General features: G+C 73.4%; 10 protein-coding genes. 9 read left to right on the top strand and 1 reads right to left on the bottom strand.

Going from position 1 to position 20,914, the window contains the following annotated elements:
- Positions 1 to 135: 135 nt before the first annotated feature.
- The 7 genes from ABZV77_RS38955 (at position 136) to ABZV77_RS38985 (ending at position 13,570) form a co-directional block, all read left to right on the top strand.
- Positions 136 to 2,394: a bifunctional glycosyltransferase family 2 protein/CDP-glycerol:glycerophosphate glycerophosphotransferase gene (locus tag ABZV77_RS38955; protein WP_356267476.1), complete on the top strand. Its 2,259-nt coding sequence runs from the start codon at positions 136 to 138 to the stop codon at positions 2,392 to 2,394.
- A 36-nt stretch (positions 2,395 to 2,430) separates the two neighbouring features.
- Positions 2,431 to 4,677: a CDP-glycerol:glycerophosphate glycerophosphotransferase gene (locus ABZV77_RS38960; protein WP_356267478.1), complete on the top strand. Its 2,247-nt coding sequence runs from the start codon at positions 2,431 to 2,433 to the stop codon at positions 4,675 to 4,677.
- Positions 4,678 to 4,734: 57 nt separating this feature from the next.
- Complete coding sequence (locus ABZV77_RS38965; protein WP_356267480.1) at positions 4,735 to 6,978, top strand: bifunctional glycosyltransferase family 2 protein/CDP-glycerol:glycerophosphate glycerophosphotransferase; 2,244 nt, start codon at positions 4,735 to 4,737, stop codon at positions 6,976 to 6,978.
- Positions 6,975 to 8,735: a hypothetical protein gene (locus ABZV77_RS38970; protein WP_356267482.1), complete on the top strand. Its 1,761-nt coding sequence runs from the start codon at positions 6,975 to 6,977 to the stop codon at positions 8,733 to 8,735. Before ABZV77_RS38965 ends, ABZV77_RS38970 begins: the two co-directional genes overlap by 4 nt.
- Before the next feature lie 13 nt (positions 8,736 to 8,748).
- Positions 8,749 to 9,699, top strand: coding sequence for a class I SAM-dependent methyltransferase (locus tag ABZV77_RS38975; RefSeq protein ID WP_356267484.1), 951 nt, complete (start codon positions 8,749 to 8,751; stop codon positions 9,697 to 9,699).
- A gap of 92 nt (positions 9,700 to 9,791) precedes the next feature.
- Positions 9,792 to 10,742: a hypothetical protein gene (locus ABZV77_RS38980; protein WP_356267485.1), complete on the top strand. Its 951-nt coding sequence runs from the start codon at positions 9,792 to 9,794 to the stop codon at positions 10,740 to 10,742.
- A complete protein-coding gene (locus ABZV77_RS38985; RefSeq protein ID WP_356267487.1) occupies positions 10,739 to 13,570 on the top strand; it encodes a stealth conserved region 3 domain-containing protein in 2,832 nt (943 codons plus the stop codon). Before ABZV77_RS38980 ends, ABZV77_RS38985 begins: the two co-directional genes overlap by 4 nt.
- On the opposite strand, the gene ABZV77_RS38990 is transcribed toward ABZV77_RS38985, so the two are convergent.
- Positions 13,546 to 15,657 carry a CDP-glycerol:glycerophosphate glycerophosphotransferase gene (locus tag ABZV77_RS38990; RefSeq protein WP_356267489.1) on the bottom strand — a complete coding sequence of 704 codons (2,112 nt, stop codon included), beginning with the start codon at positions 15,655 to 15,657 and terminating at the stop codon, positions 13,546 to 13,548. The two genes, ABZV77_RS38985 and ABZV77_RS38990, sit on opposite strands and share 25 nt — an antisense overlap.
- Before the next feature lie 148 nt (positions 15,658 to 15,805).
- Here ABZV77_RS38990 and ABZV77_RS38995 point away from each other — a divergent pair, with 148 nt between their 5' ends.
- Positions 15,806 to 19,324 (top strand): CDP-glycerol glycerophosphotransferase family protein, encoded by a 3,519-nt coding sequence (locus ABZV77_RS38995; protein WP_356267490.1) that lies wholly within the window; start codon positions 15,806 to 15,808, stop codon positions 19,322 to 19,324.
- Positions 19,321 to 20,907: a hypothetical protein gene (locus tag ABZV77_RS39000; RefSeq protein WP_356267492.1), complete on the top strand. Its 1,587-nt coding sequence runs from the start codon at positions 19,321 to 19,323 to the stop codon at positions 20,905 to 20,907. Before ABZV77_RS38995 ends, ABZV77_RS39000 begins: the two co-directional genes overlap by 4 nt.
- Positions 20,908 to 20,914 lie beyond the last annotated feature (7 nt).

A 20,914-nucleotide genomic window follows, 5' to 3' on the forward strand; every position in this document is an offset into this window, starting at 1 on the left:
CTTCACCGAGTCGCCTTCTCCGACTTCACCGGGCCGCCTCCTCGCGTCCATCCCCCGGATGCCACATCCGGCGTAACTCACTCACCCCTTCAGGCGTTTTCGGGCAGTATGCCCGCGCCGACCCATGGATGTGCCTTGCCCCGGTTCAGTGTCATCGTCCCCGCGTACAAGGTGCAGGCATATCTCCACGAGTGCCTGGAGTCCGTGCTGGAGCAGTCCTTCACCGACCTGGAGCTGATCGCGGTCGACGACTGCTCGCCGGACGCGAGCGGCACGATCATCGACGAGTTCGCCGCCCTGGACGCGCGCGTGACGGCCGTCCACCTGGCGGAGAACGTCGGCCTGGGCAGGGCCCGCAACGCCGGTATGGAGCGCGCCACCGGCGACTATCTGATCTTCCTGGACAGCGACGACACCCTGACCCCCGGCTCCCTGCACGCGATCTCCGACCGCATCAAGGAGACCTCCGAGCCGGACATCCTGATCTACGACTACGCACGCACGTTCTGGTCCGGCGAGGCCGCGCGCAACCAGTTCGCGGCCCACCTCACCGAGGAGGGCGACGCCCCCTTCCGGCTCGCCGACCGGCCCGGCCTCCTGAAGGTCCTGATGGTCGCCTGGAACAAGGCGCACCGCCGCGACTTCATCGAGCGCGAGGGCTTCACCTTCCCGCCCGGCTACTACGAGGACACCCCCTGGACGTACCCGATCCTGATGACGGCGGGCACCCTCGCCTCCCTCGACCGGGTCTGCGTGCACTACCGCCAGCGCCGCCAGGGCAACATCCTGGGCACCACGAGCCGCAAGCACTTCGACATCTTCGACCAGTACGACAGGGTCTTCGCGTTCCTCGACGAGCACCCCGAACTCTCCGCGGCCTGGCGGCCCGTGCTGTTCCGGCGCATGGTCGACCACCTCTCGACGATCTTCACCAAGCGGGGCAGGCTGCCGCGCGGCTCCCGCGCTGAGTTCCTGCGCAAGGCCCGCTCCCACTACCGCCGCCACCGCGCGCCGGGCGCCCACGTGCCCGCCCGCACCCGGCTGCGGCACGGCCTGGTGCGGCTCGGTTCGCACCGCACGTACCGCAGCCTGTGGGCCGCGATGCGCCTGCGGGCGCGCGCCGGGCGGTACGCGGCCCACACGGCCCGCCGCACGAAGGGCGCCCTGCTCCAGCTGCACTACCGCGTCCAGCTGTGGCTGCCCGTGCGCGACCACTGCGCCGTCTTCTCCTCGTACTGGGGGCGGGGCTACGGCTGCAACCCCGGCGCGCTGGAGGCCGCGATGCGCGAGCTCGTGCCGGGGGTCAGCACGGCGTGGATCGCCCATCCGCGGCACCACCACACGATCCCGTCGGGGACGCGCAGACTGCGGCCCGGCACGGCCGCGTACTGGACGGCGCTCGCCCGCTCCAAGTACCTCGTGAACAACGTCAACTTCGACCGGAGACTGGTCAAGCGCCCCGGGCAGGTCCTCGTCCAGACCCAGCACGGCACGCCCCTCAAGCACATGGGCCTCGACCTCCAGGAGCGCCCGGCGGCCGCGCGCGCCACGGACTTCGCCGCCCTGCTGCGGAACGTCGACAAATGGGACTACGTCCTCTCGTCGAACCGGCACTCGACGCTCGTGTGGGAGCGGGTGTTCCCCGCCGGGTACACGACGCTGGAGTACGGCTATCCGCGCAACGACCGCTTCCAGCGGGCGACGTCCGCCGAGGTCGCCCGGTTGCGGGAGTGCCTCGGCATCCCGCACGGCGCGGTCGCCGTCCTGTACGCGCCGACCCACCGGGACTACCGCCGCAGCCAGCTCCGCGCCCTCGACCTGGAGCGGATGCTGCACGCGCTCGGCCCGCGGTTCGTGGTCCTGACCCGCGCGCACCACTTCTACGGGGCGCCGCTGGCCCGCTGCGGCGAGCAGCCTTCCGGGCGGCTCATCGACGTGTCGGACCACCCGAGCGTCGAATCGCTCTGCCTCGCCTCCGACGCGCTGGTCACCGACTACTCGTCGCTGATGTTCGACTACGCCAACCTCGACCGGCCCATCGTGCTGCACGCCGACGACTGGGAGGCCTACGAGGCGGCCCGCGGCACCTACTTCGACGTGCGGGAGTTCCCGCCGGGCGCGGTCGCCCGCAGCGAGGACGAGCTCACCGACATCTTCGCCACCGGGCACTGGGCGGGCTCGCGCTCGGCGCAGCTGCGGCAGGCGTTCCGCGAGCGGTTCTGCGGATACGACGACGGGCGGGCCGCGGAGCGCGTGGTGCGCCACGTGGTGCTCGGCGAGCGGGGCGGGCTGCCGTCCGTGGTGCCCCTGGCGGAGCGGCGCCCGGTGCCGGGGGGTGCTCCACGGCCGGACCGGGTGCCGTTCTCGGGCCTCCAGCGCTCCCCGCACCTGTGATCCGCGTCGTGTGAACCATCATCGAGAGAGGCTGTCTTGTCGCGCTTCAGCATCATCGTCCCCACCCATGACGTACCGGGGCGGCTCGCCGACTGCCTCGCCTCGGTCCTCGGCCAGTCCTTCGCCGACTTCGAACTGATCGCGGTCGTCGACTCCCTCGACGCGGCGGCGGGCCCGAGTCCGGCGATCGCGGCCGAGCACGCCGCGCGCGATCCACGGGTGCGCCGCACGCAGTCCCCGCCCGACGCGGGGCTGCCGGGGGCGCGGAACGCGGGGGCGGACGCGGCGGGCGGCGACTATCTGCTGTTCCTCGACGGCGACGACACCCTCACGCCCGGCACCCTCGCGGCGCTCGACGCCAGGCTCACCGCGTGCGAAGAACCCGACCTGCTGCTCTTCGACCACGAGCGCGTGCACTGGTTCGAGGGCGGTCAGGGCCCGGCCCTCGAACGGCTGTGGGCGGACGCTCCGCCGGGCACCTTCACCGTGGCCGAGCACCCCGCGCTGCCCGACCCGCTGGTCCCGGCCTTCTCCGCCGCCCACCGGCGCGCCTTCGTGGCCGAGCACGGCCTGGCCTTCGCGCCCGGCATGTTCACGGACGCGGAGTGGGGGCTGCGGACCGTGCTGCGGGCCGAGCGGATCGCCGTGCTCGACCGCGTGTGCGTACGTCATCTGCTGCGCCGCAGGGGGGCGCGGCACCGCTCTCCCGGTGACCACCACATGGACCTGCTCGTCCAGTTCGAGCGGGCGATGGCCGGTGCCGCCGAGCTCGACGTGCCCGCGCCCGTCCTCGCGCGGGTCTTCCGCAGGTTCACGCACGAGGTGCTCAAGACGGCGTCCACGCCCTCGCGGCTGCCCTCGGCGCGGCTGCGGCGGCGCTTCTTCCGGCAGGCCACGCGGCTGTACCGGCTGCACAGGCCCGCCGGGTTCCGGCCGCCCGCGGGGAGCCTCGGGATGCAGCACCGGCTGCTGGGGGCGGGGGCGTACGGCGCCTTCTGCGCGCTGCGCGGCGTCAAGTCGCGGGTGGCGAAGGCGCTTTCGCTGCTGCGGGAGGTGTGGGCGAAGGCGGCGCGGCGGCTCCCCGGGCGCAATGCGTACGCCGTCTTCCTGAAGCGGCCCGTCGACGACGACCTGGCCGTGTTCTCCGCGTACTGGGGGCGTGGCTACTCCTGCAACCCGGCCGCGATCCACGCCAAGGCGCAGGAGCTGGCCCCGCACGTCAGGACGGTGTTCCTGGTCTCCGACGCGGCGGCGCGGGCCGGTCTCCCGGCGGGCGTCGAGGGGGTGGAGATCGGCAGCCGCCGCTACTGGGAGGTCATGGCCACGGCGAAGTACACCTTCAACAACGTCAACTTCGAGATGGCCGTCAAGAAGCGCCCGGGCACCGTCCACGTGCAGACCCAGCACGGCACCCCGCTGAAGCGGATGGGCGTGGACCAGGTGGACCATCCGGCCGCCGCCGCTGCCGCGGGGCCGCTGGGCAAGCTCCTGCAGCGCGTGGACCGCTGGGACTTCAACGTGTCCTCCAACCGGCACTCGACGGAGGTGTGGGAGCGCGCGTACCCCGGCGCGTACGAGAGCCTCGACGTCGGCTATCCGCGCAACGACGCCTTCTACCGCGCGTCGGCCGACGACGTGAGCGCGATCCGCAAGCGGCTCGGCATCCCCGAGGGCAGGATCGCCGTGCTGTACGCGCCGACCCACCGCGACTACCGCACGGACTTCGCCGTCCAGCTCGACCTGCCCGCGTTCTGCGACGCGCTGGGCGAGCAGTACGTGGTGCTGATGCGCGCCCACCACTTCTACGAGGGCTCGGCGGGCCTCGAAGAGGTGGTGCGGTCCGGGAAGTTGATCGACGTGACGGAGCACCGCTCCCCCGAGGAGGTGTGCCTGGCCGCGGACGCCCTGATCACGGACTACTCGTCGATCATGTTCGACTACGCCAACCTCGACCGGCCGATCGTCGTGTACGCCGACGACTGGGACGTCTACCGCGAGACCCGCGGCGTCTACTTCGACCTCCTCGCCGAACCGCCGGGCGCGGTGGCCCGCACCCCCGACGAGCTGGTGGCGGCGTTCCGCTCCGGTGCGTGGGACGGCGCGCGGGCGGGCGTGCTGCGGGCGGCGTTCCGCGAGCGGTTCTGCGACCTCGACGACGGTCTTGCGGCGGAGCGGGTGGTGCGGCGGGTGCTGCTCGGCGAGCCCGTGGCGGAACTGCCCCCGGTCGTACCGCTGTGCGAGCGCGTTCCGGCGCCCGCCGCGCGCCGCGTCCCCCAGCACTGACCCGCCTCTCCGTCCCTGCGTCCCCGCGTCCCGTCCCTCCGTCCCGAGGAAGATCCCGTGCCTCGTTTCAGCATCATCGTCCCCGTCTTCAAGGTGCAGGGCTTCCTGCGCGAGTGCCTCGACTCGGTCCTGACGCAGTCGTTCACCGACATCGAGGTCATCGCGGTCGACGACTGCTCGCCCGACCACTGCGGCGCCATCATCGACGAGTACGCCGCGGCCGACCCCCGCGTCCACGCCGTCCACCTGGCCGAGAACGCCGGACTCGGCGGGGCGCGCAACGCCGGTGTCACCCACGCCACCGGCGACTACCTCCTGTTCCTCGACAGCGACGACAGCTACACGCCGGGCGCGCTCGCGGCGATCGACGAGCGGCTGCACGTCACCTCGGACCCCGACGTCCTCGTCTTCGACCACGTCCGCACGCACTGGTGGGGTTCCGGCGGCCGGAGCATGACGGCGGACCTGCTGGTGTCCGCGGGAACGGACACGTTCGACGTCCTGGGCAGCCCGCAGTACCTGCACCTGTTCCTGGTCGCCTGGAACAAGGCCTACCGCCGCGACTTCTTCACCGGCCACGGATTCACGTACCGCAAGGGGCTCTACGAGGACGCCCCCGTCACCTATCAGGCCCTGGTCTCCGCACGCCGCATCGGCTGTCTGGACCGGGTGTGCGTGGAGTACCGCCAGCGCAGGCAGGGCGCGATCACCCGCACCCCGGGGCGCAAGCACTTCGACATCTTTCCGCAGTACGAGGGGCTCTTCACGTTCCTCGACGCGCATCCGGAGCTGGACGCGGCCAGGCCGCTGCTCTTCGAGCGGACGATCAACCACTTCCTGGCGACGCTGCCGAACACCGAGCGCGTCCCCGCCGAGGACCGCGGCGACTTCTACCGCACGACCGTGGACTTCTACCGGCGCCACAAACCGGCCGGGTTCGCCCCGCCCGACGACCGCTACCGCCTCCAGTGGCGGCTCACGGCGAGCAGTCCGTACGCCGTGTTCCGGGCCGTATCGGCGGTCCAGTCGGTGGGCGCGGCCCTGCTGAAGAAGAAGCAGCGGATGCGCAAGGCGGCCACCAGGAAGACGAAGCGGACCTTCACCCGGGTCCAGCGCACCCTGCCGCTCGACCCGGACCTCGCGGTGTACTCGGCCTTCTCGCACCGCGGCCCGCTCGGCGACCCGGCCGCCGTCCACCAGGCCGCGGGCGTCGTCGCCCCGCACGTCAGGCCGGTGTGGGTGGTGCACCCCGGCTTCGCCGACCGGATGCCGGAGGGCGTCGACTTCGTCACTCCCGACTCCCCGGCCTACCACCGGGTGATGAGCCGGGCGACGTACTTCATCAACAACGTCAACTGGGCGCCGGGCCTGGTGAAGCGCGAGGGGCAGATCCACGTGCAGACCCACCGGGGCACGCCGCTCAAGCACATGGGCATCGACCTCCTCGGCCGTCCCGCCGCGCTGCACCACCTCAACGTCCGCGCCCAGCTGTGGCGTTCGGACCGCTGGGACTACAGCCTGGTGTCGGGCCGCCACGCGGAACGCGCCTGGGAGAGCGCCTACCCCTGCCACTTCGCCTCGCTGCCCACCGGCGCCCCGCGCAACGACGTCCTCGTCAAGGGCGACCCACTGCGCGGTGTGGCGGTGCGCCGACGGCTCGGGATCCCCGACGGCCGGACCGTGATCCTCTACGCGCCGACGCCCCGCGACCACCGCAAGTGGTACGACCCGCGCCTCGACTTCGAGCGTCTGGCCCGCGAGGCAGGACCGGGGGTCACCCTCCTGGTGCGGCTGCACCCGCAGTACGCGCGCGCCGCCGTGCGCGGCCTCCAGCTGCGCGACCTGGAGCGGCGCGGGCTCCTCATCGACGTCACCGACGAACCGTCCGTCGAGGACATGATGCTCGCCTCCGACGCGCTGGTGACCGACTACTCGGCCCTGATGTTCGACTACGCGTGCCTGGACCGCCCGATCGTCGTCCACGCCGACGACTGGGAGGTCTTCCAGGTCACCCGCGGCACCTACTTCGACCTGCTCGCGACGCCTCCCGGCCACGTCACCACCGGCACCGCGCAGTTGGCGGACCTCTTCACCTCCGGGACGTGGCGCGACGAACGCTCCGCCGCCCTGCGCGCCGCCTTCCGTGCCCGTTTCTGCGAGTACGACGACGGCAACGCGGCCGCCCGTGTGGTCTCCCTGGTCATGCTCGGCCAGGAGTACCCGCCGCCGCCCATCCCCCAGCAGGACCCCGGCCGCCTCCGGGACACCGCGCCCTCCGGCCTCTCGAAGAGCACGCGATGAGCGGCACGACGACTCCGGTCTCGGAGCTCCCGGACATCCCCGGCCAGTCGGCCCGCGCGGACGACACCGGCACCGGCGCCCCCAGGAGCACCGGCCCGGCCGCCTCCCCCTGGTGGGCCGACGCGGCGGCCGTCGTCGGGGGCGGCGCCCTCATCGCCCTGCACGGGTCGCGCCTGGGCCAGTGGGTGGTCGACGACGCGGCCATCACCTTCGCCTACGCCCGCAGCATCGACGAGGGGCTCGGCCCGGTCCAGCAGGCGGGCGCCGCACCGGTCGAGGGCTACTCCAACCCCGCCTGGCTCGCCCTCCTCGTCGTGGGCCGACGGCTCGGTCTCTTCGACCACCGCGCCCTGTTCGGCGTCCCGGACCTGATCCTCTACCCCAAGGCGCTCGGCCTGCTGTGCGCCCTCGGGGTGCTGGTCGCCGTCGCCTGCGCGGCCCGGTGCCTGGTGGCCCGCTCCTGGCTGGTCACGGCCGCGGCCGGGGTGCTGCTCGGTGCCAACGTCTCCTTCGTGGCCTGGACGTTCTCGGGCCTGGAGAATCCGCTGTACGCCTGTGTCGCCACGGTCCTTGCCGCCGTGCTCGTCCGGGCGGTCACCGCGGGGAACCTGCTCGGCAGGGGACCCGCCGCGGCCTCCGGACTGCTCGCCCTGGTGGCCGCGCTGACCAGGCCGGACGGCGCGGTGCTCGCCGGGGTGTACCCGCTGCTGCTCCTGCTGACGGTGCGGGGCGGTCCTGTGGGTCCGCGGGTGCGGGCCGCGGCCCTCGGCACGGCCGCCTTCGCCGTGCCCTACGCGCTGTTCCTCGGCTGGCGCCTCGCGGTCTTCGGGCGCCTCGTGCCCAACACCGCGGTCGCCAAGGCCCAGGAGGTGCCGGGCGCCGAGCTGTTCACCCGGACCACCGGGGAGCTCCTCACCTTCGCGGGCTGGCCCGCGGTCCTCGTGGCCACCGCGCTCGTCGGCATCGCGCTCACCCGGCACGGGATGCCGCGCACGGCGCTCGCGGCCGTCGTCCTGCCGCTGGTCCTGACGCTCTGCGCGTACGGCGTCCTGGAGCCGGACTGGATGGGGATGCACCGGTTCGCGACCCCGGTGTGGCCGCTGGGCGCGCTGGCGCTCGCCCTCGCCGCCGTGGGCCTGGCCGAGCGCGGCGGGCCGCGCCCCCGGGCCGCCGTCGCGGTGGCGCTGAGTACGACGCTGCTCCTTTCGTGGTCCGCGCAGCGCGATCAGGCGGCCGAGTTCCGCACAGAGCCCACGCTGCCGATGTGCCTCGTCGTCAACCGGGACGGGGTGCTCTTCAACGAGTACGCGGACCGGCTCGGCATCAAGGACGGCTCCGTCCTCCTGCCCAGCCTCGGCGGCACGCTGCTCACCAGCGAACTGAAGGTGTACGACCTCGCGGGACTCACCGAGCCGCGGATCGCGGACGCGCTGGCCGCGGGCGACACCGAAGGGCTGCGGACGTACGCGTTCCGGGAGTTGCGCCCCACCTTCGTGCACGCCGTCGGCGTCTGGGCGCGCAAGACCGGCATGCAGGCACCCCGGCTGACGGCGGAGGGCTACCTGCCGCTGTACCGCACGCCCGACGGCGGAGGCGACTGGGTGCGGGCCGACGCCGTGCGCCACCCCGGGCGTCTCGGGCCGCTGCGCGCCTGGGCCGACCGCGCCGTTCCCGCGGCGTACGAGAGCGGGCGGCAGCACTGCGGTGACGTCCTGCGACCCGGCCAAGCAATCGACCGACCGATCGACCACCCCTGATGGAGGCCCACTCATGACGACGACCAACAGCGAAGCCGCCGCCGGCCAGGACGCCGACGCCGCCGACGAGCTGCCCCGCCCGGCCGGCCTTGAGGACGTGCCGGGCTGGTTCTGGCCCCTGGACCAGCGCCTGTTCGCCTGGTTCCTCGGCGAGGGAGCCGCCGACACCCCGCCGGGCGACCTCCTGGAGATGGGCTGTTACCTCGGCAAGAGCACGGTCGTGATGGGCCAGTTCCTGCGGCCCGAGGAGAAGATGACCGTCTGCGACCTCTTCGGGGCCGACGACGGCTACACCAAGGAGGCCACCAAGGCCTTCTACCAGAAGTCCCTGACCCGGCGCGCCTTCGAGGCCAACTACACGGCCTTCCACGACGTACTGCCCGAACTGGTCGAGGGCCGCACCGACATGCTGCCGGAGCTCATCGACGACGGCTCGTGCCGGTTCATCCACATCGACGCCTCGCACATGTACGACGACGTGCGCGACGACATCCTGACGGCGCGGAACGCGCTGCGCGAGGACGGCATCCTCGTCCTCGACGACTACCGCACCGAGCACACGCCGGGCGTCGCCGCCGCCACCTGGGAAGCCGTGTTCCGCCACGGCCTGCGCCCCGTCATGCTCTCCTCCAACAAGCTGTACGGCACCTGGGGCGACCCGGAGCCGCAGCGCACCGCGCTCCTCGAAGCGCTGCACGCGATGCCGAACTGCGCACCGGAGATCCAGCACATCGACGGGCTCGACGTGCTGCGCGCGTCCCGGGCGAAGATCCCCGCGCCGGACCTGGTCACCTCCCGCCACCCGCGCCCCGCCAAGCGCACGGCCGCCCTCCCGGCCCCCCGGCCCCAGGCCGCCCCGGCAGCGGCACCGGCTCCCGCGCGGAGGCCGTCGGCCGTCCGCAGGCTCGCCGTCGACCTGCTGCCGCCGGTGGTGACCCGGGCGGTGCGCAAGGCCCGCCGCTGAGAGCCTGTGTCATAGCCGGTCGGGAGCGCCAGATGGCGCAGCCACCGAGCCGCCTGCGATGACAATCGGGCAAGTTCCTACAAAGTAGAGAAATGGACCATCTCGCCCAGCGGTTCGCCCCGCCACCCCTCGCCCGGCGGCTGATCGGCACCGCGCGAAGCACACGCTTCCGTCTGGAGCGGACCGCCGCGGGCCGGGTACGCGGCGGCGCCGGGCGGGTCCGGCCGCTCCTGGCCCCCGTCCACCTCTCGCTCCGCGACAGCCGCACCCTCAACCTCGCGGTCGCCGCCCCCCAGGGGACCGGCGACGCCCGGCTGCTCATCACCCGCGGCCACCGCAGGCTCGCCGTCCCCCTCGTGCACGAACCGCACACCGGCGCCGCCCCTCTCCTGACCGCCACCGCGACCCTGCGCGGGATGCGGGACGGCGTGTGGCGGCTCACCGTCGAGACGCGGGACGCCGACGGCCGCGTACGGCGGTACGGGCTCGCGCCCGCCGACAGCGGCGCACCGCCCGCGACACCGACCGCCCCGCACGCCCCCGACCCGCTGACCGGCACCCTCGTCCGGGTCGTGCGGGCCCGCAGCGGGCGGGCGGTGCTCCAGGCGACGCGGTCGCGGCCGCGCGCGGAGCTGGTGCGGTTCGTGCCGTCGGGGGACGGCATCACGGTGCACGGCAGGCTCGTCGCGGGGGGTCTGCCCGGCGGGGCCGAGGCCGTGCGGCGGCGGGACGGGGTCGTGGTGCCCGCCGAAGTGGACTGGCGCGGCGAGGCGTTCACGCTGCGGGTGCCGCTCGGTGCGATGGCCGGGGCGGGGGCCGGGCAGTGGGTGTGGGACTTCCGGGTGGGGCCGCTCCCGGTCGGACGGTGGCTGACCGACGTGCGGGACCCCGCCGCCGCCTACCCCACCCCCTTCCGCGTCCACGCGCTGCCCGGCGGCGCGCTCGTCCGGGCGCACGCCCACTTCACCAGCTCCGGCGCGTTCGCGGTGACGTGCTGGGACATCACCGAAGCCGCACGGGACTCCGCGGAGGAGAGCTCATGAAGATCACGTATCTGCTCGGCTGGGGCGACGAGATGGGCGGCACCGAGCTCGCCACGTACACCCAGGCGCGGCACCTCGCCGAGCGTCCCGGCATCGAGGTCGAGGTCGTCTCCGTCTTCCGGACCCGCGCCGAGCCGTTCTTCGCCGAGGCGCGCGAGCTGCCCGTGCGCCACCTCGTGGACCGCACCGGCACGCCCGAACGCCCGGTGCGGGAATCGGAGCTTGACGACGCCGCCTGCCGGACGCTTGCCGCGCTGCCCAGTGAGCTGATCAGGCCCGCCTGGGAGGACGCCTTCGACCGGCTCTCGGACGTCGAGATGACCGCCGCGCTCGGCTCGCTCGACACCGACGTGCTGGTCACCACGACGCCCGCGCTGCTGGCCGCCGCCGTGGCGCTGGCGCCCGCGCGGGTCGTCACCGTCCACCAGGAGCACCGCCCCACCCAGCGGCGCGGCCCGTCCGGCGAACCGCTGCTGCTGCACGCGCCGCGCCTGGACGCCCTCGTCGCGCTCACCGGCCGCACCCGCGACTGGCTCGCGGAGTCCCTCGGCGCCACCGCCCCCGAGCTCGCCGTCATCCCGAACGCCGTGCCCGACGGCTTCCGGCCGCGCGCGGACGGCGAGAGCAAGGTCATCGTGATGGCGGCCAGGCTGACCGGCGAGAAGCGCGTGGACCACGCCATCAGGGCCTTCGCGCAGGTCGCCGACGCGCACCCGGAGTGGACGCTGCGGATCTTCGGCAGCGGCCACCGCGAACGGCAGCTGCGCCGCCTCGTCGACGGGTTCGGCCTGCACGACCGGGTGGAACTCCTCGGCCCCTGCCAGGACATGGCCGCCGAGTGGGCCAAGGCCGGGCTCAGCCTGATGACCGCGGGACACAACGAGGCGTTCCCGCTGGTGCTCCTCGAAGCGCTCGCCGCGGGGGTGCCTGTCGTGGCGTACGACGTGCTGACCGGGCCCGCGGAGATCGTGCGGCACCGCGTCGACGGGCTGCTCGTACCGCCGGGCGAGGTCGAGGAACTCGCGTTCGCGATGGCCGAGTTGATGGCTGACGACGAGATGCGGCGCCGCTATGCCGCGGCCGCGCGGGAAGGGGTCCACGCCCGCTTCTCCGCTGCGGACGTGACCGCGCGCTGGGAGGAGCTGTACACGCGGCTCGTCGCGGGGCGGGACCGTCCTGAGCGGCTGCGCGGGCGCGCGGACCGGGTGGCGCTCGGCGTCGCGTCCGGCGGCAGCGGCTTCCGGCCCACCGCCCCGCACACCTTCGACGCGGCGGCCGCCGCCGACGAGCACGCCCGCGAGGAGGAGATCCTCGCGGCGGACGGATCGGGCCGCGTCATCCGCTCGGTGGGCCGCCTCGCCGAGCGGCGCGACGACGTCCTCGCCCCGCGGATGACCGAGTGGAACCTACAACTCGTCGCGGACGCACTGGAGTCGCAGGACGTCCCCTACGTCGTCGTGCGCACCCCGCACGGCACCGCCCACACCGTGGCCGTCGCCGACGACGACCGCGGCCGCGCGCTGAAGGCGCTCGCCGGGGCGCTGCGCGGGCAGCCCGTCTACGCCGAGCTGGTCAACCCGCGCGACGCGGCGCCCGGCACGGTCCTTGCCGAACGCCTCGACGGCATCGGCGACCTTGCGGGCGTGAAGGTCTTCAAACCGGTCACCACGACCACGCTTTCGCTGCGGCACGGCGCGGGCCTGGCCTGCACGGTGGGGTTCTGGCCGCGGACGCCCGAGGGCGACTTCCGGGCGCCCTTCGGGGCGACGCTCGCGGGCGCCGAGCTCCCCTCACTGACCGCCACGACGACCCTGGACGTGGCCGGACGCGCGTATCCGACCCTCGACGTGTTCACCCAACTCCTCATCAAGGACGTCGACTTCCCCATCGACGCCGTCTACACCTGGGTCGACGACTCCGACCCCGAGTGGCGCGCCAGCCGTGACGCGACGCTCGGCGGCGGCGACGACACGTCGGCCGACGGCGGCGCGGTGCGGTTCCGCAACCGCGACGAGCTCCGCTTCAGCCTGCGCTCCCTGGCGATGTACGCGCCGTGGATCCGGCACGTGTACCTCGTCACTGCGGGCCAGACCCCGCCCTGGCTCGACCGGGACCACCCGGGCGTGACGGTCGTCGACCACCGCGACCTGTTCGCCGATCCCGACGCGTGCCTGCCGACCTTCAACTCGCACTCCATCGAATCCCAACTGCACCGCATCGAGGGCCTGTCGGAGCACTTCCTCTACTTCAACGACGACATGTTCCTGGGCCGCCCCACCACCCCGGACACCTTCTTCCTCAGCAACGGCCTCGCCCGCTTCTTCTGGTCGTCGGCGTCCGTGCCCGCGCTGCCGGTCGGCCCCGGCGACGAGGGCTATCTGGCGGCGGCGAAGAACAACCGCGAGCTGCTGCGCCGCGCGTTCGGCAGGACGACGACGCACTCGTTCTTCCACGTGCCGTACGCGCTGCGCCGCAGCATCCTGAAGGAGATCACCGAGCGCTTCCCCGAGGAGACGGCGGCCACGGCCCGCAGCCGCGTCCGCTCCCGCGGCGACTTCGCCCTGGTCTCCTCGCTGCACCAGCACTACGCGTACCTCACCGGGCGTGCCGTGCCCGCCGGGATCTCGTACGACTTCGTGGACATCGGCGACCCCGCCGACCACGCGCGGCTCGGGCGGCTGCTGCAGAACCGCGACAGGACCGCGTTCTGCATCGGGGAGTCGCCCGGCGGCGGTGTGGCGGACGAGGAGATGGCGCTCGCCATCCGGTCGTTCCTGACGGCGTACTTCCCGGTGCGCTCGCCCTACGAGGTGCGCGACGGCGCCTGATCGCCGGACAGGAAGAGCCGCCGGACCACGCGTTCGGCGGCCCTGCCGTCGTCGTAGGGGCAGAAGCGCCGCCGGAACGCCGCCCTCAGCGCCGTCGTCTCCGGCGTGTCCCAGCCGCCGTCACCGAACAGCGCGGCGAGCCCGTCCTCGGTGGTGGCCACGGCGCCCGGGGTCTCGCCGGGGCGTCCGGAGAGCAGGTCGAAGTAGGTGCCGCGGGCGAGGCGGTAGGCCTGCCAGTCGGGGGCGTACGTCACGATCGGGCGGTCGAGGCAGGCGTAGTCGAACATCAGTGACGAGTAGTCCGTGACAAGGGCGTCGGCGGCCAGGCAGAGCTCCTCCACGCGCGCGTGCCCGGTGACGTCGACGAGCTGCGGGTGGCTCTCCAGGCCCGCGTCGCCGCCGTAGAAGTAGTGGGCGCGCACGAGCACGACGTACGAAGGGCCGAGCGCGTCGGCGAAGCGCCGCAGGTCCAGGCGGGGCAGGAAGCCCTTCTGGTAGTCGCGGTGGGTGGGCGCGTACAGCAGCACGGTCCGCCCGTCGGCCACGCCCAACTGCGCCCGGACGCGCGCCACTTCCTCCTCGCCCGCGGTGAAGTACACGTCGTTGCGCGGGTAGCCCGCCTCCAGGGCCTGGTAGGCCACGGAGGGGTAGACGCGCTCCCAGATCTCGGTGGAGTGCGGGTTGGCGGAGAGGCTGAAGTCCCACTGGTCGGTGTGGTCGAGGACCTTCTGGAAGCTGATGCCGTGCGTGCCCGCCGGGTAGCGGCGCTGGTCGAGGCCCATCGTCTTGAGCGGGGTGCCGTGGTGGGTCTGGAGGTAGACCTGGCCGGGGCGCTTGGTGAAGCCGCCGGGGAAGCTGGAGTTGTTGACGAGGTAGGTGGCCGTGGCCATCACCTGCCAGTAGCGCCGGGAGCCCTCGATGACGTGGTCGACGCCGGGCGGCACCCGGTGCTTGTTGCGGCTGGAGACGACCCACACGCCCTTGACGTGCGGGGCGAGTTCGCGGGCCTTGGCGTGGATGGCGGCCGGGTTGCAGGAGACGCCGCGGTTCCAGTAGGCGCCGTAGACGGCGAGGTGCGGGTCGAGGGGGCGGCGCAGGTCGGCGCGGTAGGCGGCGCGCATGGCGCGGGCCCGCAGCTTCTTCTTCTGCCGCTTCAGCTGCCGGGTGAGGCGCAGCCGCCGGGTCTCCGCCTTGCGCAGCCCTTCGTAGGCGGCGAACGAGGCGGTGGCCAGGGCCTTTCCCTCGGGGGTGGCGGGTGTGGTGCCGCCGGGCGCGTACTGCTGGTGGAGCCGGGCGGCCTCGCGGAAGAAGTCACGCCGGTCGCCCTGCCTGATCCGCCCGGGGTCGTCGAGGACGGCGAGCAGGTGGGTGGCGGCGTGCGGCAGGAGCCGGGCGCGCTCCTCGGGGCCCGCGGCGGCGAGGAGTTGCTCGTACCGTCCGATCAGGGCGAAGTGCGCCCTGCCCGGCGTCTTGGCGAAGCTGCCAGCGCGCCGCTCGCGCCAGCGCACGCAGGGCCGGTCGAGGACGGCGGTGCGCTCGCCCGCACGCAGGGTCGCGGTGCGGACGGGCACCACGTCCTCGTACGCACCGGAGGAGAAGGCGAGCCGCTGCTCGTGCCAGAAGCCGCGCCGGAAGACACGGTTCCAGGCGGCGGGGGTGGCGGCGAGGGGGTCGCCGGTGAGGTCGTCGCCGCCGGGACGGACGTTCTCCCACCAGTCGACGCGGTCGTGCGCGCAGAGAACAACGTCCGGGCCGCCCGCCGCCGTGAGCGCGGCGTCGACGGCCTCCAGGGCGCCGGGCAGGAGCAGGTCGTCGCCGTCGAGGAAGAGGAGGTGGTCGCCGGTGGCACGGTCGGCGCCGATGTTGCGGGCGGGGCCAGGACCTGCCTGGGCGGGGAGGCGGACGAGTTGCGCGCGCGGGTCGCGCTCCGCATACTCCGCGGCGATCGCGGCGCAGGCGTCGGGGGACGCGTCGTCGACGACGATCAGTTCGAGGTCGCCGAAGGACTGGGTGAGCACCGAGTCCAGGCATGCACGCAGGTAGCCCTGGACGCGGTGGACGGGGACGACAACCGAGAAGCGCGTCATGGACACCGACCGTAGTCAGCCGGACACCGCCTGTCGAAGACCGAACGTCACTCGTTGGGGTGGTCGGGGGCAAGGTAATTGACGAACGGGAGCGGAGAACGGGCAAAGGGGATGAATATGCCGTTATCCCCACGAAAGGCCGGTTCGCGTGCAGCCCCGTCTCAGCGTCGTCGTACCCATCTACAACGTCGAGGAGTTTCTGGAGGAGTGCCTGGAGTCGATCGCCGGGCAGACCATGAACGGCCCCGGCCCGGGCCTGCTGGGCGGCCCGGAGGCGCGCGGCGGCCTGGAGTGCGTCCTCGTCGACGACGGCTCGACGGACGCCAGCCCCCGCATCGCCCGCGAGTTCGCCGCCAAGGACCCCCGCTTCGTCTACGTCCGCCAGCGCAACGCCGGACTGAGCGCCGCCCGCAACACCGGTGTGCGCAAGGCGTCTCCCACCGCTGAGTTCCTGACCTTCGTGGACAGCGACGACGTCGTGCCCCACGACGCGTACGGACGGATGATCGCGAGTCTGGACGCCACCGGCTCCGACTTCGCGAGCGGCAACGTCTGGCGGCTCAACGAACGCGGCCGCTCCCAGGCCTGGCAGTACAAGTGGCTGACCGAACCGCGCACCCGCACCCACATCGGGCGCGACCTGGACCTGCTCTCCGACCGGGTGGCCTGGAACAAGGTGTTCCGCCGCTCCTTCTGGGACCGGCACCGCTTCACCTTCCCCGAGGGCAAGCTCTACGAGGACACCCCCGTGATGATCCCGGCGCACTTCCTCGCCGGATCCGTGGACGTGCTCAGCGACCACGTCTACTACTGGCGGGTCCGCGAGGGATCGATCACCCGGCGCCGCACCGACGTCAAGGGCGTGCGCGACCGGATCGCGGCCTGCGCCCACGTCTCCGGCTTCCTCGCCGAGCACGCGCCGGACATGAAGAAGACGTACGACGCGTCCTGCCTGCGCGACGACTTCGTGTACTTCCTGGAAGGGCTGCCGATGGGCGGCCCCGAGTACCGCACCGCGTTCCTCACCGGCACGGCCGCGTTCCTGCGCCGCGCCGACCCGGCCGTGCTCGCGGAGCTCCCCGTCGACCTGCGCGTCAAGTGGCAGCTCGTCCGCGAGTCGCGCACCGCGGAACTGATCGAACTCCTCGCCTTCGAGCGGGCCAACGGCTCGGCCTTCCACGTGCGCGGGAAGGTGCGCCGCCGCGCCGCCTACCCCGGGGTGGGCGCCGTCCCCGAGAAGGTCGCCCGGATCGGCCGGGGCGAACTGCCCGCGGTGGCCCGGGTGAGCCAGGCCAGGTGGGACGCCGAAGGGAAGCTGCGGATCAGCGGATACGCGTACGTGCGCAACCTGGAGGCGACCCGGCCCGGGCACTCCGTGAAGGCCGGACTCCTCAAGTCGGTCCGCAGCAAGGGGAAGTTCCGCCGCGTGCCGACGCGGACGGTCGCCGCGCCGCAGGCCACCGAGAAGTCCCGGCAGCGGCTGCACTGCTACGACCTGTCCGGCTTCGAGATGACGGTCGACCCCGAGCAGCTGAAGACCGGCGGGCGCTGGCAGCCCGGCAACTGGCTGTTCGGCATGGTCGTCGCGGGCCACGGCACGGTCCGCAGGACCGCGGTGCGGGCCGTGGAGGGAGCCTCCGCGCAGTCCGTGGTGCGCGAGCTCGGCGACGGGCTCCGGCTCGTCCTCGGCTTCAGCAAGGGCCGCCTCGTGCTGCGGATCCAGGAGTACGCGGCGCGCGTGGACACCCACCGGCGCGACGGTGACGACATCGTCCTCGCGGGCTCCCTGCCGGGCCGACTGCGGCCCACCGCCCTGCGCCTCACCCACGCGGCCACCAGGACGGACTTCGACTACCCCGCACGGCTCACCGGCGACCGCTTCGAGGTCCGCGTCCGGCTCGCCGACCTGGAGGGCGTGGCGCCCACCCCGCACCTCGCGCCCAAGGAGGTCGAGCCCCCGCACGGCGACCGCTGGCAGGCCAACCTCGTACTGCCGGGCGGCACCCTGAAGTCCCTGGCCGCCACCCTCGACCTGCCCCCGGGACGGTATGCGTCGTGCGCGGGCCGCGAACTCTGCGCCACCGCCAACGACCAGGGGCAGCTGGTCGTCGAGCTGACCCGGCAGCCGGTCGCCGACCACGTCGCCTGGGGCGCGGACGGCACGCTGACCGTGGCGGGCTCGGTGACCGCGGCCAGCTGGCACGAGCCCGAGCTGGTGCTGCGGCACAGCGGCCGCGACGAGGAGCTGACCGTGCCGGCGGAGCGGGACGGGGACCGCTTCCGCGCGGTGGTCGCACCGGGCGGCGGGGCGCTGCGCGAAGGGCGGTGGTACGCGTTCCTGCGGGACGCCGCGAGACCGGGCGGCCCCGGCGGGGAGGCGGTGCCCGGGCGGGCCGAGGACGGGGTGCCCGTGCGGCTGCTCGCCGCGGCGTCCGCCACGCTGCCCCTGCACCACACCGTCCAGGGGCGGGAGTTCACCGTCGACCGGCGGTTCGGCGACCGGCTGCTCGTCGAGGCCGGTTCGGTGCTCTCCCGGTCCGAGCGCGGCGCGTACCGACGGCACAGACTCCGCACCGTCCATTATCCGAGCCGCCGCCAACTGCCCCTGACCGACGCCGTCCTGTACTTCGACGGGGAGTCGCCGCGCGCCGTCCACGAGGAGCTGGTGCGGCGCGGCACCGACGTCGAGCACCTGTGGGTCACGCACGACCAGCAGACCCACGTCCCTGCGGGCGCGAAGGGCGTCGAGGAGCACAGTGCCGACTGGTACGACGCGCTGGCCCGCTGCCGCCGCATCGTCACGGCGGGCCACCTCCCCGACTTCTTCGAGCGCCGCGAGGGCCAGACCGTCGTCCAGACCTGGCACGGCGCCCCGCTCAAGCGCATCGGCACCGACCTGACCGACACGCTCTACGCCGACCACGGCCACCTCGACGCGCTGCCGAAGCTGTCCCGCCAGTGGGACGTCCTCATCTCGCCGAACCGCTTCTCCACCCCGCACCTGGGGCGTGCCCTCGCCTACGAGGGTGAGGTCCTGGAGGCGGGGTCGCCGCGCAACGACGTGCTGTTCACCGAGGACCGCGACAAGGTCGCCGAGCGGGTCCGCGACGAGCTCGGCATCACCCCGGACAAGCGCGTCGTGCTCTACGCGCCCACCTACCGGGACCATCTCGCGTACTCCCCCGGCCGGTTCCGCTACGAGCCCGCGCTCGACTTCCGCGCCGCCGAGTCCGTGCTCGGCGACGACCACGTGCTGCTCGTGCGCAAGCACCCGCTGACGTCAGGGCGGCTGCCGGGCGCCCGCGCACCCTTCGTGCGCGACGTGTCGGCGCACCCGCGGGCCGCCGAACTCCTGCTGCTCGCCGACGTCCTGGTGACGGACTACTCCTCGCTGATGTTCGACTTCGCGCACACCGGCCGCCCGATGCTGTTCCACGCCTACGACCTGGAGCACTACCGCGACACCGTGCGCGGCTTCTACCTCGACTTCGAGACGCGCGCCCCCGGCCCGCTGCTCGCCTCCACCGGCGAGGTCGTCGAGGCGCTGCGCGACCTGGACGCGATCACGTCCCGGCACGCGGAGGCGTACGCGGCGTTCCGCGAGGCCTACTGCGACCTGGACGACGGGCAGGCCGCGGCCCGCGTGGCGGAGAGGCTGATGCGGTGAGCGGGGCGCTGCTCACCCGCCGGGCGGCACATGGCGCGACGGCGCTGGGCGGCGGCGGGCGCCGCCGTCCTTCGCCGTACCTCGTCCTCGGCGGGCTGTTCTGGCTGGTGATGTCGCTCGCCTACTGGCGGGTGCCGATCTGCTGCGACTTCGGCCAGCACGCGGCCGTCGTCGAGCGCCTGAAGGAGAACCTCCTCCACCCCGGGCACCCGATGGCGGCCCTGCCGGGCGACGGCAGCGCGTACTACTCGCCGTACGCCGTCGTGCAGGGCCTGTTCGCGAAGGCCACGGGTCTCGCGGGCTGGCAGGTCGTGAAGCTCGCCGGGCCGCTGAACCTCTTGGTCCTGCTCACCGGCATCGGCCGCTTCGTCCGCGTCCTGACGCCCCGCCCGTGGGCGCCGGTCCTCGCGCTCTTCGCGATGGTGCTGCTGTGGGGCACCCGGATGGCGTGGTGGAGCGGCTATCTGGGCCTGATGTCGATGACGGGGAACCTCGGCTACCCGTCGACGTTCGCGATCGGCCTGACGTTCTGGGCCTGGGCGTGGGCGGGCGCGCTGGCCCGCGGCATGCGGCGCGATCCATGGCCGTACGCGGGACTCGGCGCCCTGTGCGGGCTGATCCTGCTCGTCCACCCCATCTCGTCGGTGGGGGCGGTGATCGGTGTCGTCGCGTTCGCCGCGTCGGGCCTCCCGGTGCGGCGCGGGGCCTGGCTCCGGGCGTGGCCCTGGGCGGTGACCGCCGTGACCGCGGCGGTCCTCGCCTCGCTCTGGCCGTACTACAGCGTCTTCTCCCTCGTCGGGGACGAGTCCGTCGACTGGATCCACCGCCAGCTCTACACGGAGATGCCCCAGCGCTTCTGGCTGGCCCTGATCGGCCTGCCCGCCCTGTGGCTGCGCTTCCGCAGGGACCGCAGGGACCCCCTGGTCCTGATGTTCGCCCTGGACTGCGCGGTCGTCGCGTACGGCTGGCTCAGCGGGCACTACACCTACGGCCGCATCCTCGGCCTGACGCTGGTGCCCCTCCAGTTCGCGCTGGCCATCGAGCTCGCGGCGCCCCGCGGCTGGGGATGGCGGCGCGGCGCGCTCGCCGGGGCCGCGGCCCTCGGGGCGTGCGTCGGGTTCTTCCAGATCCAGGCGGGCGCCGTCGTGCCCCGCGCCCTGGACCCCATCGGCTTCGACCAGCCGCCGCGCTGGCCGGGCTACGGATGGGCGGTCGGCCACATGCACCGGGGCGACGTCGTCCTGACGAACGGCTACCACGCCACCCACTCCGTGCCCGGCTTCGGCGCCAACCTCGTCGCCCCCGCCTGGCCGGACCCCTCCCTCGACGAGGACGTGCGCAAGCGGCGCCTGGCGACCGTGCGCTCCTACCTCTCCCCCGATTCCACGCGCGCCGAGCGGTCGGCGATCGTCCGCCGGTACGACGTGCGGTGGCTGCTGCTCACCCGTGACCAGCGGGTACCGTCCGAGGCCGTCGTGGTGGGCTGGAGCCCGCGCACGGGTGAGGTGCTCGCGCGGGTGGGCGGGCCGAAAGGTGCACATCCGGGCAGGTCCACGCCCACGAATGCCCCTCTAATCGGATAATTGCCAG

Source organism: Streptomyces sp. NPDC004732 (genome assembly GCF_040609235.1).
Taxonomy (GTDB): Bacteria; Actinomycetota; Actinomycetes; order Streptomycetales; family Streptomycetaceae; genus Streptomyces.